This window comes from Brumimicrobium aurantiacum (assembly GCF_003402975.1).
GTDB lineage: Bacteria > Bacteroidota > Bacteroidia > Flavobacteriales_D > Crocinitomicaceae > Brumimicrobium > Brumimicrobium aurantiacum.
The window spans coordinates 462,387-478,921 of sequence record NZ_QURB01000001.1; the positions used below are offsets into that span (position 1 = coordinate 462,387).

At 34.0% G+C, this 16,535-nt stretch carries 11 protein-coding genes; 5 read left to right on the top strand and 6 right to left on the bottom strand.

The window, feature by feature from the left end; genetic code table 11:
* Positions 1-88: 88 nt before the first annotated feature.
* Genes DXU93_RS02065 through DXU93_RS02080 form a run of 4 tightly spaced genes read right to left on the bottom strand, consistent with a single transcriptional unit; the run spans position 89 to position 4,670 of the window.
* On the bottom strand, positions 89-1,213 hold the full coding sequence (locus DXU93_RS02065; RefSeq protein ID WP_116879579.1) for a TDP-N-acetylfucosamine:lipid II N-acetylfucosaminyltransferase: 1,125 nt from the start codon (positions 1,211-1,213) through the stop codon (positions 89-91).
* A 2-nt stretch (positions 1,214-1,215) separates the two neighbouring features.
* Positions 1,216-1,848: an acetyltransferase gene (locus tag DXU93_RS02070; RefSeq protein ID WP_116879580.1), complete on the bottom strand. Its 633-nt coding sequence runs from the start codon at positions 1,846-1,848 to the stop codon at positions 1,216-1,218.
* The gene (locus tag DXU93_RS02075) at positions 1,842-2,948 is read right to left on the bottom strand and encodes a DegT/DnrJ/EryC1/StrS family aminotransferase (protein WP_116879581.1); all 1,107 of its coding nucleotides are present in this window, start codon (positions 2,946-2,948) and stop codon (positions 1,842-1,844) included. The genes DXU93_RS02070 and DXU93_RS02075 overlap by 7 nt, the downstream gene beginning before the upstream one ends.
* Before the next feature lie 6 nt (positions 2,949-2,954).
* Complete coding sequence (locus tag DXU93_RS02080) at positions 2,955-4,670, bottom strand: ABC transporter ATP-binding protein (protein ID WP_116879582.1); 1,716 nt, start codon at positions 4,668-4,670, stop codon at positions 2,955-2,957.
* 134 nt (positions 4,671-4,804) lie between these two features.
* Between DXU93_RS02080 and DXU93_RS02085 the strand changes: the two genes are divergently transcribed.
* The 5 genes from DXU93_RS02085 (at position 4,805) to DXU93_RS02105 (ending at position 14,551) form a co-directional block, all read left to right on the top strand.
* Complete coding sequence (locus tag DXU93_RS02085) at positions 4,805-5,122, top strand: GIY-YIG nuclease family protein (protein ID WP_240623405.1); 318 nt, start codon at positions 4,805-4,807, stop codon at positions 5,120-5,122.
* A gap of 277 nt (positions 5,123-5,399) precedes the next feature.
* Positions 5,400-8,894 (top strand): PKD domain-containing protein, encoded by a 3,495-nt coding sequence (locus DXU93_RS02090; protein ID WP_116879583.1) that lies wholly within the window; start codon positions 5,400-5,402, stop codon positions 8,892-8,894.
* Between the two features lie 1,469 nt (positions 8,895-10,363).
* The gene (locus DXU93_RS02095) at positions 10,364-11,821 is read left to right on the top strand and encodes an ankyrin repeat domain-containing protein (RefSeq protein WP_116879584.1); all 1,458 of its coding nucleotides are present in this window, start codon (positions 10,364-10,366) and stop codon (positions 11,819-11,821) included.
* Between the two features lie 15 nt (positions 11,822-11,836).
* Entirely contained in the window at positions 11,837-12,340 is a 504-nt protein-coding gene (locus DXU93_RS02100; RefSeq protein ID WP_116879585.1) for a DUF2271 domain-containing protein, read from the top strand.
* A 42-nt stretch (positions 12,341-12,382) separates the two neighbouring features.
* Positions 12,383-14,551: a PepSY domain-containing protein gene (locus DXU93_RS02105; protein WP_116879586.1), complete on the top strand. Its 2,169-nt coding sequence runs from the start codon at positions 12,383-12,385 to the stop codon at positions 14,549-14,551.
* A gap of 435 nt (positions 14,552-14,986) precedes the next feature.
* Here the strand turns inward: DXU93_RS02105 and DXU93_RS02110 are convergent, their stop codons facing one another.
* Positions 14,987-15,286 (bottom strand): GIY-YIG nuclease family protein, encoded by a 300-nt coding sequence (locus DXU93_RS02110; protein ID WP_116879587.1) that lies wholly within the window; start codon positions 15,284-15,286, stop codon positions 14,987-14,989.
* A 391-nt stretch (positions 15,287-15,677) separates the two neighbouring features.
* Complete coding sequence (locus DXU93_RS02115; RefSeq protein ID WP_116879588.1) at positions 15,678-15,977, bottom strand: GIY-YIG nuclease family protein; 300 nt, start codon at positions 15,975-15,977, stop codon at positions 15,678-15,680.
* Positions 15,978-16,535: the final 558 nt, after the last annotated feature.

The following is a 16,535-nucleotide window of genomic DNA, read 5'->3' on the forward strand; positions in this document are numbered from 1 at the left end:
AGTTAGTTTTTAACTGTATATATTATAGACCTAGAATTGAATATTCAATAGTTGTCTTCAACTTGAAAATGTAAACAAGAGATATAATTCACGAATCTAACGTTTCTTTTATATTATTTAGAAAATCTTCTTTTGTATAATCTCTTTGCAGTTGTATGTACTTATTAAAATTATTCAATTGTTCTTCATAGTTTAAAAAAATAAGATCCTTCTCTAAATCGTATTTTAAGGATTCAATAGAGCTAATATTAAAACCTTCAGATGTTAACCACCTATATGTAGAACTCTTAGTGTTTAAGTATATTTTGCAACCATTAAATATAGCAGTATATATATTGCCTAATGCATGTTGTCTATAAGAGTTTATAATTAAAGCAGCCGAATCCTTATAGATACTCTCAAATTCTTTAAAATCTAAAAAATCTTCTATTATTCTTATATTATCATTTTTTAACGCCGTTTTTCTAACTTTATCTGAGTAAAAGCCTTCTTTCCCATAACTAAAAAACATATAAAATGTTATGTTGCTTTTTTTAACAGAATCAATAATAGACAAAGCCTCCAAGTGATTATTCCAGTGTGACTTGCTATTCCCTAATATTATTTTAGGTTCCTTTTGGTGGGTTTTAAAAACAACTTTTTCATTTAAATTTCTTTTAATAAAGTTAGGCAACTTAATAAAGTTAGATAATTCCTCATACTCTTGTTTACTATGTATTAATATCGCATCAATTCTTGAATAAAAATCCATTTCTTTTATTTCATCTATGCCAAACTCTTTATTTCTTATCCTACTGATTTTCCTGGTTATATAATTTTTGAAATCATAAACACTCAAGTTAATTGGATATGCATTTTTGAATGTTTCTTTACAAAGAAATTTTTTTGGTATCTGACCATAGATTTCATAACCAAAAAACAACCAAAAGAACTTGAAAGATTTGGGGAATTTATTTAAAAATTGCTGTTTAAAATCACATAAGTCGTAAATAACAGCGCCATTAAAACGTTGATATTCGCGAGAAATCTCTACAATTGATTGTTCTGTTTTTGGATAAATCTTAAATTTCATCTTTAATGAATTTAACTTATCATGTATTGTATCATTTATCTCACCTAGGTAAATAACAACATTTTCAAACTCCTTGTCCTGATATGAATTTGATAGATAAAAGAATTTTGGATCTGTATGTAAATGAATAATTTTATACATATCTAAATTCGCTTTTTAATAACTGCAGGTATACCTGCGACCATCACATTATCAGGAACATCCTTCGTTACAACTGCACCTGCTGCTACAATTACATTTTTACCTATTTTTATATCAGGAAGAATTGTTGCGTTACCACCAATAAAACAATTATCGGCTATTTCACATCTCCCTAAAATAGTTGCAGATGGTGATACTTGCGAATAATCACCTACAATACAATCATGAGAGACAACAGAGTTATAGTAGATTATACAACCTATTCCTATCGTACAATTACTAGAAATTATGGCCCCATCTAATATTGTACTTCCTTTCCCTATACTTGTTAGAAAACTTCCGATCCTTGCATTTTCAGAGATAATTGATTTTAAATCACCTCCTATTCTAATCATTTTTTCGGTCATTAACCTCCTTGCTTTTGGGTTTCCAAGACCTAAAGCAAAGCTTTTTCCATTTTTATTAAAATAATCTGCCGCCTCACTTTCACTTTTTAATATTGGAAATCGTGAATACATTCTATCCTCAATATCAGAACTAACATCATCATAAAATACTAAATCCTTCAAATAATCATTTTGGGCACAAACTTCCAGTACCTCCTTTGCAAACCCTTTAGCTCCAACAATCAACATGAATACGAGTTTATTATATTATTAATTAATTTGATAATTGAATCCTGACTTACCTTATTAAGCCCAACATATAAGGGTAAACATAGAATTCTTGAGGAAATTGAATCAGAATTTACCATTAAACAATTTTCAACAAATTGTAAATTATTTAAGGATGGGTAAAAGTATCTTCTAGGAAAAACACCCTCATTGTTTAAAACATTTACAACTTCTAATAAAACTTCTTCTGATTTAAAAATCACAGGAAAATAACTATAATTCCATTCAGTTCCATTACGAATTTTAATTCTATCTAAGCTATTCCAATTTAATTTGTCAATATAATAATCCACCACCTTATTTCGTGCTTTTTGTATCTCATTAATATAAGGTAAAACAGTTAATCCCATTGCAGCTTGTAACTCAGACATTTTGGCATTTATTCCAACGCCAAAATAGTTTTCTGCTCCATTATGTCCAAAATTATGACTATAATAACTTTTATGCTGCAAATTAAAATCTGAAGCAAAAAGGGCACCTCCTTCACCAGTATGAAAAAGTTTTGTTGCGTGAAAACTTATTGTGCTTATATCTCCATATTCGAATATCGACTTATCTTTATATCTAACCCCAAAACAATGGGCTGCATCATAAATAACATTCAAATTATGTTTCTTCGCTATTCGATTTATTTCTTCTACATCACAAGGGTTTCCAAAAACATGAGTTGCTAAAATACATGTTGTGTTTTTAGTAATAGCAGCTTCAATTTTACTCTCATCAATTGTTAAATATTCGGGATGAATATCAACAAAAACTGGAGTACAGTTTTCCCAAACAATCGCAGAAGTTGTAGCTACATACGAAAAAGGAGTTGTTATGACTTCACTATTTCCACCTAATAGTTTTAAGGCTATTTGTAAAGGAAGAGTACCATTTGCCATAAGGTTAATATGGGGAACCTCCAGATAATCTTTCAACTTCTCTTCAAGTTCAATTGTCAATGCACCGCGATTGGTTAACCACCCTTTATCAAACGCACGTTTGATTTGACTTGTATATTCTTCGATTGGAGGTACAAAAGTTTTTGTTACTGGTATTAATTTTTCTAAATCTTCCATTACATATTATAATTCTTGTAATTCCACCATTCTTTTAAATCTATCAGAGCTTTTAACTAACTCTTTGAAATTACCTTGTCCAACTATCTTACCTTTGTCCATCATATATACTTTATCAGCGTTCTTGATTGTTGAAAGACGATGAGCAATAATCAAAATAGTATAATCACCTTTAATTTGATCAATATTCGTTTGAATTTCCATTTCTGTTTCGGAATCCAAAGCCGAAGTTGCTTCGTCTAATATAAGAATATCAATATCTTTGAACAATTCACGAGCAATTGAAATACGTTGTTTTTGTCCTCCGCTCAAGTTAATCCCATTGTTACCCAATAAGGTCTCTCCTTCTTTTGGAAGTGTATTAATGAACTCTATTAAGGAAGCTTGATTTAAGGCCTCTTCATAACGCTGTATATTTTCTTCTGTTGTTTCTGCCCAAAGGGTAACATTATTATAGATCGTATCATTAAAAACAACAGGTTCTTGTGTAATATAACCAATGCGCGATTGGTAAGAATGCATATTTAATTCTTTAAATGGAATGTCATCGATATAAACTTCTCCATTACTCGGTCTTAATAATCCTCCTAAGAGATTGACCAAAGTCGTTTTTCCACTTCCGCTTTCCCCAACAAATGCAATCGTTTTGTTTTTATGAATTTTAAGACTTAATCCTTTTAAGATACCATCCGCTTGATCATATCCAAAATCAACTTTGTCTGCAACAATATGATTTTTAAATTGATGGATTTCTCTCTTGCCTTCAAGCTCTGCACTTTCTTTCAATTCGTTTTCAAATTTAACGATATTATCTAGAGACCCTGATACAGAAAGATAGTTATTATAACTCGCTTGAAAAATCATTAATCCAGATAATGCGCGGTAAAAGAAAAGTAAACTGATCATTATACTGGCCAATTGTCCTCCTAAAAACTCAACCTGAATCAAAATAACAATACAAACAACACCAATTAAAATCGGTTCTCGTAAGGCTGTTATTTTTGAGTGTAGAATTCCTATTTGAGTGTTGTTCTTTTCAACTTCTCTAATTTGATCTTTTAATCTGTGTGCATATGTACGCACAAACCCTGTTGCTTTTAGGTATTTAAAATTGGCGATATACTGAATTATCACCCCTTGAAACTTACTGTTATTTTTGGTCAACTCAGCAGATTGTTCCTTGGTTTTTTTAAATAAACGACTAAAAAACAGGTTGGATAATCCACCCCCGACACTTACCAATAAAGCAAACTTCCAATCCACTAAAAACACGAAACTCAAATAGACCATCACCATAATTAGGTTTTGGACGCTATCTGCAAAGTTCTTATAAGCATTTGAAACTCGAGCTACTTCTCCAGTCATAGAGTTTTGTATTCTTCCAACATCAGAACTAACAAATTGTTGAAATGAATAACGTGTGAATAAGTCCGTGAGTTTAATTCTCATTGAAGACACAAAGAATTGTAGGATTCTCACGTTAAATTTCAAAGAAGCATAATAGATAATCCCTTTTAAGGTAAAGAATCCAAACATAAAGAGAAGTGCTGTTCTGATATTTAATACAATGCCTAAACTTTCAATCCCCTCTACAACAAACCCCATACTTCCCATACCTTCACTGGAAACTTGGGAACTCCCATCTGCCATTTGCAATAGGGGTAAAAACATGGTCAATCCTAATCCGTCAAGCATACCAATTAGAATACTTAAAAAAAGCATTAGAAATATTCTATATCCTAAATAACTGTAAAAGTAGCTAAAAGAGGAAAAGTACTTTTTTATTAAATTCTTGATGGTATTCATTATAGCCTTGTAAAATCAGCTGCGAAAGTAGTAATTTTTTTACTATCTTAATGATAAGACAATTAACAATTCTAAATCAAATGCAGTATTACACCTATATCCTTTTATGCAGTGATGACTCTTATTATGTCGGGGTTACCAATAACATTGAGCGTCGTTTTTCTGAACATACCACCGGAGAAAACTCTACATCATACACCTACTCTCGTCGTCCATTAAAATTAGTTTATTTCGTAAGTTCAGAATATATAATTAACGCCATTGCCAGAGAGAAACAACTCAAAGGTTGGACACGAAAGAAGAAGGAAGCTTTGATTAACGGGTGGGAAGGGGAGCTAAAAGATTTAGCGAAGAAGAAGTTTAAATAACACGCTTTTGTCCGCCTTCGGTACTATTTCATTCGTTCCTCATGAAATCACTCAGTCTGACAAAAACTATATATTATAGTCAATTACTACCAAGAGACAATCATCTTCAAACAATGCTTTTCCTTGTCAGACTGAATGATTCGCTACACTAGAGAAAAACTGTATTCTCTGTTTGTCAGACTGAGTGTTTTCCGACACCAGGAGGAAAATGTACCGAAGGCTGATGTCTTTTTCATCCTTTTTCCCTACTTTTGATTGAAAATTTTTCTACTTGATTATGGTGAATTTAAAACCAACTCTTATTTCATTCTTACTTTGCCTTACAAGTATTTTATCCTTCGCTCAAGGATTGCTCGTATATCCAAAAGACAGTGCTGTATTTGATGTTACAGAAATTCAATTTGAATGGAACAGTAAAAATGGGGCAAACAACTATCACTTACAAATAGCTGACGAACCCACTTTTACAAATCTGATCGTAAACAATAGCAACTTAACCTCACTTTCTTATTTAGCTCAAAACCTAACCCCAAATACTGTTTATTATTGGAGGGTAAAACCCAACAACTCCAATTGGTCAAATGCTCATATTTTCACTTTAGTTGATTTCAGAACTTGGCCAGAATTAGAGTTTATGCTAGATCCTGACAGCGTCATACTAGATGTGAATGGAAAAGTTGAGCAATGGACTGATTTATCTGGAAATGGTTTAAATTTCAACCAATCTAACTTGAGTTCAAGACCGTCTAAATCAATTGACCAACAAATAAATAACAAAAACACCATTCAATTCAATCCTAATTCTAATGAATATTTAATTGGTCCAGATTTATCTCATTTACTAGAAGGAGAGATAATCTCTTTAGTTAAAAAGTTTAATTTTCCTATCACAAATCAATTTCATAGTGCAATATGGAGGTTTAATACAAGTTTAGATATTGGTGTATATCCCTACACTAACAACTATGTTTACTCGGGATTTGGTCGATCAATACGTTTTACTAATTTGTTTTTAACTGATTCATTAGAAATGTGTACTTCTCATATTTTAAACATTTCAAGTGGAATTAACTTTAATTTTAACATCAATAATTCTACAAAGTTTTCTTCTTCAAATGGCAGCGTAATCTTCACAAATGAAGCTTTGCTAGGCCGAGGGAGAAATGGTGCGAACTACTACTTCGACGGCTCATTCGGTCAAATCCTATTCTTCAATACCGTACTTACTGATTCTTTAAGAAATCTTGTCCACGCACAAATGCAACACAAATACGCTCCCCCAGTTAATTTAGGAAGAAACATCTCTCAATACGGATTTTGTGATACCACCCTATACGCAGGAGAAAGATTCACCTCCTACCTCTGGTCAGATGGATCTACCGCAGATAGTTTAATTGCTAATGGGCCTGGTACCTACTGGGTGGAAGTGGAAGATATCTTTGGTTTTGTTTCTCGAGATACTATTGAAGTACTCCCAGAACTCAACTACCCTACCACTCAACTCTACTGTCCCAACGATTCAATAATTTGGGACACAGGTCTCGGTCAGCACTACTCCTACCTATGGTCGGATGGTTCAACGGGGGATACACTTGAGATAGAAACTCCGGGTGATTATCATGTTGTGGTGACGGACACGAATGGTTGTATTTTCAAATCGGATACCTTAACATTTGCAGAAGATCCATATCCAGCTTCGGTGAGTTTGGGCCCTGACACCAATCTCTGTTCCGGAAACACAATTGAACTCCTCAATGGCGCGAATGGAGCGGTAAGTTATTTATGGAATACAAATGATGTTACGCCGTCAATTGCAATCAACACTACTGGAACATACAGTGTGATTGTAGAAAATAGTAATGGCTGTATAGCAAAGGACACCATTGATGTGACCATTTTGGGAGACGCACCCATTGTACAGATGCAAATTCCAGCTGAAGTTTGTTTGGGGGATACATTTAACTTTCAAGATCAATCGACAACAACAGATGGTTCTACAATAATAGACTGGGAATGGGCTTTTGCCAATAACGACACTTTAACAATAGCAACTGGAACACAAGTGTATGACACAAGCGGATTTTTCCCTGTTCACCTTACGATTGAAACTTCGGCAGGTTGTTTTAACAATATAACAGACACCATTGAGGTACGTAGCTTACCGATTTTGACATTTGCTACTTCCAATCAATGTGAAGACGAAAGTATACTTTTCAATGGCGGTCAAATGACTCCATCGTTAATTAATACATGGGAATGGAACTTTGATGACCCTTCAAGTGGCAGCAATAATATGGCTTCAGGTCAAAACACTGATCATATTTTTAACGCACCTGGAGATTATGATGTGATGCTTGTAGGAACAGATGTTTTCGGATGTATTGACACCCTTACACAAACTAAAACGATTGCTCCTAAACCTGTGGCTGATTTCACTTTCACTGAAGTTTGTGAAGGTAGTGTAGTTGATTTTCAGAATACTTCTACTGTAGCAGCACCCGCGAGTTTAAATAGTCAGTTTTGGAGTTTTGGAGATGGAACCAATGCCACGCAAACGGACCCTCAAAAACCATATAGTACGCATGGAAGTTATACCGTAACTTTAAGTTCAACAGCAGACAATGGCTGTAGTCATAGTGTTTCAAAAGACATTAAAATTCATGCAATACCTCAAGTGGCAAACACGATTTCACAAAATTGTGCAGGCTTAGCAACTGAGTTTTCAGATGCATCATTCGTACCTGACGGAAGTGTGGCTATTGTCGATTGGGATTTCAACAATCAAAATGCACAATCAGGATTTTCAATAACACAAAGTTTTCCAACAGATGGAACATACACATTGGAACAAACTGTGACTTCTGGATTCGGCTGTCTAAACACTGAAGTTTCAACAATTACCATCAATCCATTTTTAGCCGCAGATTTCACATTTACACCTAATGCATTTATCGCTGATTATCCAATTTTATTTGAAAATACAAGTACAGGAGAAAACACTTTGATTTGGGACTTTGGAAACGGAATTTACTCGACTCAAAATGATACAAGTATTGTTTTCGACAACACTCAAATAGGAACAACACAATCGGTAAAACTAAAGGTGGAAAATCAATGGAACTGTACAGACAGTATGATTATCCAACTCCCTGTGCTAAAACAAAGAACAGATCTTGAATTGGGTCAACTTTTTGTACAAGAGACAAATGGATTCTTAACAATTGGCGTTCAATTAAAGAACTCAGGAAGCACTCCTATTTCAGAGGTAGATTTAATTTTGAGTAGTCCAAACGAAGGATTAATCAAAGAAACATGGACTGGAATGTTACTGGCTGAAGAAGAAGAGATCTTTGTATTTAACGCTTCGCCGAGTGCTGTTATTTCTAAAAACGATAGTTTACAAAACTATATTTGCATCAAAGGAGAAATCATAAATCCGTCTCAATTTACAGAACAAGAAACTGCAAACAATGAAGTTTGTAAATCCTTAACTGAAGACAATGCTGTTGTAGTTCAACCTTATCCAAACCCAGTGCACGACTTGCTGACCATCAAGATTGTGATGCCAAAAGAAGGAAATGCTTCGATTCGTATTTTGGATAATTTGGGAAGAATTATTCAAGAAGTAAGCAAAGAAGAGGCAATGGAGAAAGGACTGAACACCACTACAGTTAACACTGACAATTTCAGTAATGGAAACTATAAAATTTATGTTTCAACGGATATTGAAGGCAAAGAAACCGTGGTGATTAGGGAGTTTGTTAAGATGTAGTAGAAGATTATATTTTTCAAACACTAAAAACAACAGGGTAGAGTTTAAGAATGAAGACTCCTCGTCGTTTCACATCATTGGAATGACGTGGCATTAAGTGAAACTTCGTCGCGCTGCGCGCGACGAAATTAATCCAATAATCCTGTCATTTCGATGGAACACAGTGACTGAGAAATCTGTTTTCAATTAGTTATTTACTTTTTCCCATTATTCATTCTTGCCTGTTATAATTTATAAACTCAAACTCCCTTCGTCGTTCTCAAACACTATAAATTTTTCAGAAAGACTGAAGTAATGTGGGGCCCAAACGTGGTTTTCTTAGGCGCATCCGAGAAGAGTAAGGTTTGGATTCTTTTTTAAATATTCCATAGATAAACTGTCTGTTTACTCAGATTTCTCCAGCATTACATGCTGTTCGAAATGGCCTCGCTTTGGGGTGAAACTTCGTCGCGCTGCGCGCGACGATTCAAACCAATTAAATTCGTCATTTCGATGGATCGCAGTGACTGAGAAATCTGTTTTCAATTAGTTATTTACTTTTTCAAAGTTGAAATCAGTAGAAAGTTGAATTTTCAAGACTCCAAACTCTTGTACACTACTGTATTTCCGCCCTGAAGGGGCAACTCTTGCTAACTGAGGTATCGCCTCAGTTAGCAAGAGGAATAAGTGCAACTTCGCCCTAACAGGGCAGCTTAATAACAACTGACCGAGAAGTCTTTATTTACTTTTTCCCATCACCGCAAAAAGTAAAGCCAAAAAGGCTAGCGCTTAGAAAACCTTTTACCCACTTCTGCCTTCACTTTCTAAAATTTATAAACTCAAACTTCCTTCGTCGTTTTCAAACACTATAAATTTTCCAGAAAGGATGAAGCCAAGTGGGGCCCAAACATGGTTTTCTCATGCGCATCCGAAAAGATCAACGTTTGGATTCTTTTTTTAAGTACTCCATAGATAAACTGTCTATTTACTCAGATTTCTCCAGCAGTACATGCTGTTCGAAATGGCCTCGCTTTGGGGTGGATCTTCGTCGCGCACAGCGCGACGACTCAAACCAATTAAATTCGTCATTTCGATGGAACGCAGTGACTGAGAAATCTGTTTTCAATTAGTCATTTACTTTTTGCCATTATTCATTCTTGCCTGTTTTAATTTGTATTCTTGAGCTTCCTTCGTCGTTCTCAAACACTATAATTTTTTCAAAAAGACTGAAGTCAGGTGGGGCCCAAACGCGGTTTTCTTAGGCGCGTACGAGAAGCAAATGATTTGCATTCCTTTTAAAAACAGAGATTAGTAAACAGTTCCCTAAATTCAGATACGATTATGGTGTCTTTCTTCATTCTCCTACTGCTTTTCTTTCACGTACTATAGTTAAAAAGCATGGTGATTGGAATTTTACCCTAAACATGGTACAGTAATTCCTTTAAAAGATTTGTATTTTTGCCATTATTTAGAACAATTCTAAGTTAGTTATGAGAGCAATATTAAGTATCATTTTATTTTCTTGCGTTTTTACATTAAACGCTCAAAAAAACGTATTCCTAGATCGTACATTTTGGAATGAAAAGACATCAATTAATGATGTTAAAGAAGCAGTAAAGGAAGGCAATAGTCCAACGGAGTTTAACAAATATAACTTTGACGCAACAGTTTATGCTATTTTACAAAATGCTCCAACAAAAACAATCGCTTACCTACTTTCACTCGAAGGAAATGAAGTGAGTAAAATTACACACGACGGAAGAAATTACTTAATGTGGGCTGCATACAAACACAACTATCCAGTGGTTAAATTACTCCTTGAAAAAGGATCGGACATTAACATCTACGACGATAAAGGTCAAAACACACAGACTTTTGCCGCAATGGGTGGAAACTTAAACATTGACATCTATACTCTTCTTGAAGAAAATGGTTTGCCTATAAAAACACCAAGTAGAAAAGGAGAAACTGCAATGCATTTATTGAGTCAACATATTGAAGATATTGAACAATTAAATTTCTTCCTTGAACATGGGTTAAGTTTAAAACAAACTGATAAAGCCGGTAACAATCTATTCCACTTTGCTTCAGCACAAGGAAATATAAAAGTATTAAATCAACTGATAGAAAAGGACTTTGATCCTAAGGCAAAAAATAAAAATGGAGAAAATGCACTCTTCTTTGCGGCGAGAGGAAAACGTAGTCATGTAAACGAGTTTCAATTGTTCAGGTTTTTACATACACAAGGACTTAAATTGGATTTGATCAACAATAGTGGAAGTACAGTTTTGCATTATCTTGCAAGAAGTCAGAAAGATGAAACGGTTTTTAAATATTTCATGGAATTTGGTGCTGATGTAAACAAGGTTAATGTCGAAGGAAATACAGCCTTGATGATTGCAATGGCTAGAAATAACACTCCTGCGATTGAAATCTTGTTTGAAGTCACTGAGAAGAAAAACATCATTAATAAAGATGGATATTCTATCCTTACTTATGCATTGCGTACGAAAAATGAAAAGATCATCTCTAAATTAATGGAACAGAACGTTAATTATCATTTAGAAGATAAAAAAGGAAACAACTTCATCACTCATCTGGTAGATACTTATAAAAAGGAAGACAAGGTGTTTTTTGAAAAATACATGAAATTATTTATCTCAAAAGATGTCGAAATTCAAGCTCAAACTTTGCAAATTGCTACTTCAAAAGAAAATGAATATTTAATCAATTTTTTAACTGAAAAAGGCGCTGACATTAACGCCAAAAACAAAGAAGGTTTAACTGCATTACAGCTGGCTGCTATGAAAGGTGAAAACACTGAATTTATTAAGTTTTTAATTGCAAAAGGAGCTGACAAGGATGTCCAAACAGAATTTGGAGAAACAGTTTACGAACTGGCAAAAAACAATGAATTATTAGAAGGAAGATTAAAGTTTTTGAAATAAAGTAAAAGTAAAGAAATGAAAAGGTTATCGATATTAGGTTTGTTTGTTGTTTTAACAATCTCTTTGACTTCATTTGTGAACAAAGTTAACAGTGGTGGAGGTGATTACAAATGTTTAATTCAACTAAAAAACTATCAAGGAGAAGGTGCGTATGTTGTCATTTCTCTAATTGATAATGAAGGAGAATATGTTAAAACCTTGCGTGTTTTAGGTGATGATCGTGAATGGTACCCAGATTTGCCTGCTTGGAATACGTTTAGGGAGAAAAACCGTTTTCAACCCCGATTAGACGGAATTACAGGTGCTTCAATTGGTAGTGGTGAACGCTCGGTTGTTTCATTCACTTTAGAAGAACAATACATCGATAAAGGATATACTTTACGATTTGAAACATCAGTTGAAGACAAAAAATATCACAAAGAAGATGTTGTCATCGACTTAAGCAAAGACAATTTAAGTAAAGGGAAATACGAAGGAGAAAAAGGTTATATCAGAATGATAAGATTGATTCCTGTTTAATTTCTAACAGGAAGAATTTAACCTTATTAAAATCAGTATTGAATGGCGTCTAGTTTTTGGAGGTATAGTCACTTAATTTTAGCTTTACTTTCGAGTGTTTTCTTATTTATTGCAGCAGCCACGGGAATTATTCTTTCCGCTGAGCCTGTAATTCAGCAAGCACAATCTCCGGCAGAAAAAGCGGCATTAGACACCCTTACGCTTTCTGATTTGATTCCAAAACTAAAAAACGAATACATCGAAGTATTTTCCGTTGAGGTTGAAAAAGAAGGCGCTGTTAAGGTAGATGTTATTGGATTTGATGAGGAAACGGATGGTGCATTTTATATTCATCCCGCTACGGCCAAAAAAAGTGCTGAAATAGAACCAAAAAGTGACTTTTTTGAATGGGTAACTGCCCTTCACCGTTCATTATTTATGCATAATAGCGGTCGAATTATTATGGGAATAACGGTATTCCTTTTACTATTGATGGCGACTTCTGGAATTGCCTTAGTCATCAAAAGCACGAATGGATTAAAACACATTTTCACGCGTCTCAAAAAACATAATGAAGCACAATACTTCCATACCGTTTTAGGACGTTGGTCTTTTATTCCCATCATGGTAATGGCATTCGGAGGAACGATCATGTTTCTAGACACCCAAGGATTATTGGAAAAAGAAGTTCCATCCAGCTCAGTAAAGGAATCTAACAATAAAAACATTTTTGAGGACATACTGCTTTCTGAGGTAGTTACCCTAAACTTCCCATTTTCATCCGACGAAACTGACTTTTTTGAACTGGAATTGCATGATAAAAATTTAAAAATCCATCAATACACTAACTCTGTAGTTTCGGATACTCCAAAATCGAATACAGAACAATTAGTTAATCTATCCGAAACTTTACACACAGGAAGAGGGCAATTTATTTGGGCAATTATTTTAGGTTTGATCTCTATCAACCTCATCTACTTTATGTATTCAGGTACTAAAATTGCTTGGAACAGAATATCTTCAAAAACCCGCAATAAATTTGGTGCAGAAGATGCTGAAATCATCATCTTAGTCGGCTCAGAAAATGGTTCAACGAAGAAATTCGCACTACAATTATTCAAAGCATTAATCTCCAAAGGAAATACTGTCTTTGTAGATGAAATGAATGCCTACCAAGCCTACCCTAAAGCAAAACACTTACTTGTTTTAACTTCAACCTATGGAGATGGTGAAGCACCTTTTAAAGCCCGAAAATTTCTTGACAAAGTAAATGAAATTAGTCAACCCAACACCTTATCAACCTATGTCATTGGCTTTGGCTCGATGAGTTATCCTCAATTTTGTCAGTACGCCATTGATGTTCATGAAGCATTAGCAAACAACCGACAATTTGATCTTTTCGCTCCTCCATTTTTAATCGACAAGCAGTCATTCACAAGCTTCAAACTAGCCATTGATGAATGGGCCAAACAGCATAAAATTTCAATCGATTTACCCAACGAAGAAGACCATCCTTCACAAGAAAAATCTAACTTTGAGATCGTCAGGAAGGAAATCGTTGATGATGGCTACTCTACAACATTCACCCTCTCATTAAAACCTTTAAATCATAATAAGTTTCAAGCGGGAGATTTATTGGCCATTGCTCCTCCAGAAGAAGAACATGTTCGTTATTATTCGATGGGTAAAACCCACGATGGAAATATCCTTTTGAGCATCAAAAAACATGACTTAGGAAAATGCTCAACGTATTTATTTAAGCAAGAATTGGGTGATAAAATTCGAGGAATCATCAAGATTAACAAGTCCTTCCATTTACCTAAAAACAATGACGTTATATTGATTGCCAACGGTACGGGTATAGCACCATTTTTGGGCATGAATTCTATGTACACCAACCAGAAAAAGACCTTTTATTTAGGGGGAAGAACTAAGGACGGATTCAAATTATACCATCATTTAATCCAAGAAAACTCTTCAAAGGAGCAGTTCAACACCTTACATTTTGCCATATCGAAGGAAGAAAGTGAATGTAAATATGTTCAAGATTTAATTCGTAAGCATAAACACGAAGTACTAGAGCACCTGAAAAACAAAGGAAGCATAATGATTTGTGGTTCACTAAAAATGCGTGATGGCGTTTTAGAAGAATTAAAACAATGTGTATCCAACAGTAACCTCAAGATAGAAAACCTAATCGAGAAAGGTAAAATTAAAATGGACTGCTATTAGAAAATCATGCTCAAATTCACTGATAAACATAAGCTTTAATGTTGAGGATTGGAAATTAGATTTCTCGTCGAATGACTTCAAAAAATAAACTCCAATATTATTGTTTGTAATAATAGATTTCTCGTCGAACACAACATGACCAAGTATCAATGCTAATTAGATTTCTCTCCGAATACCACACAAACAAAAATCAATGTTAGATAGATTTCTCTCCGAACAATGCATAAACAAGCATCAATGCTAAATAGATTTCTCGTCGCTTCGCTCTGTCGAAATGAACGTAAACGCAGGCGTAGGGGAAAAAAGAAACGAAAGCTGCGCTTTCGTTTCTTTTTTCATTCCCTCCCTCCGAAAGGGATCATTTCGAACAGCTCAAAATCTTCGATTTTGGGATGGAGAAATCTCAATGTGGTTTGATAGAGCTTTGTTTATGAATTAATTACTGATAGGTGCAATGATTTCTTCCCATTTAGGATTATCTATTTCAATTAGCGCTTCTTTTTTAGATCTTCTATATTTCTTTATTTGTCGCTCTCTTGAGAAAGCTAATTTTGCATCGTTGAAGGTTTCATAATACACTAATTTTGTAATGTTATATCTTTTTGCAAAACTTTCATAATATCCAGTTTTATGCTGATGAACTCGTTTTAACAAATCACTTGTATAGCCGACATACAAAGTTGTTTTTGAAGGGTTTGTTAAAATATACACAAAGTAAACTCTATTAATTCTCATTTGATTTAGATGATTTAGTTTTATTTAAGTTAAGCCTATTCATTAATAATAACAAGAACTATCGAAAAAATCAAAAGTCTTCAAATTTCCAACAAATGAAAAATCAATAAATAAACTTCTCTCCGAACAATGCATAAACAAGAATCAATGTTAGATAGATTTCTCGTCGAACAATGCATAAACAAAAATCAATGTTAGATTAGATTTCTCGTCGCTTCGCTCTGTCGAAATGAACGTAAACGCAGGCGTAGGGAAAAAAAAGAAACGAAAGCTGCGCTTTCGTTTCTTTTTTCATTCCCTCCCTCCGAACGGTATCATTTCGAACAGCTCAAAATCTTCGATTTTGGGATGGAGAAATCTGAATGTGGTTTGAAGGAGCTTTGTTTATGAATTAATTACTGATAGGTGCAATGATTTCTTCCCATTTAGGATTATCTATTTCAATTAGAGCTTCTTTTTTAGATCTTCTATATTTCTTTATTTGTCGCTCTCTTGAGAAAGCTAATTTTGCATCGTTGAAGGTTTCATAATACACTAATTTTGTAATGTTATATCTTTTTGAAAAACTTTCATAATATCCAGTTTTATGCTGATGAACTCGTTTTAACAAATCACTTGTATAGCCGACATACAAAGTTGTTTTTGAAGGATTTGTTAAAATATAAACAAAGTAAACTCTATTAATTCTCATTTGATTTAGATGATTTAGTTTTATTTAAGTTAAGCCTATTCATTAATAATAACAAGAACTATCGAAAAAATCAAAAGTCTTCAAATTTCCAACAAATGAAAAATCAATAAATAAACTTCTCTCCGCTACAATTTTAGAATTAATCATCAAAATAGGAAGTTGAAAAACAGATTTCTCGTTGAACAATGCATAAACAAAAATCAATGTTAGATAGATTTCTCTCCGAACAATGCATAAACAAGAATCAATGTTAGATAGATTTCTCGTCGAACAATGCACAAACAAAAATCAATGTTAGATAGATTTCTCTCCGAACAATGCATAAACAAGAATCAATGTTAGATAGATTTCTCGTCGCTTCGCTCTGTCGAAATGAACGTAAACGCAGGCGTAGGGAAAAAAGAAACGAAAGCTGCGCTTTCGTTTCTTTTTTCATTTCCACCCTCCGAACGGTATCATTTCGAACAGCTCAAAATCTTCGATTTTGGGATGGAGAAATCTGAATGTGGTTTGAAGGAGCTTTGTTTATGATACGACCATTAATTGGTACAGTATATA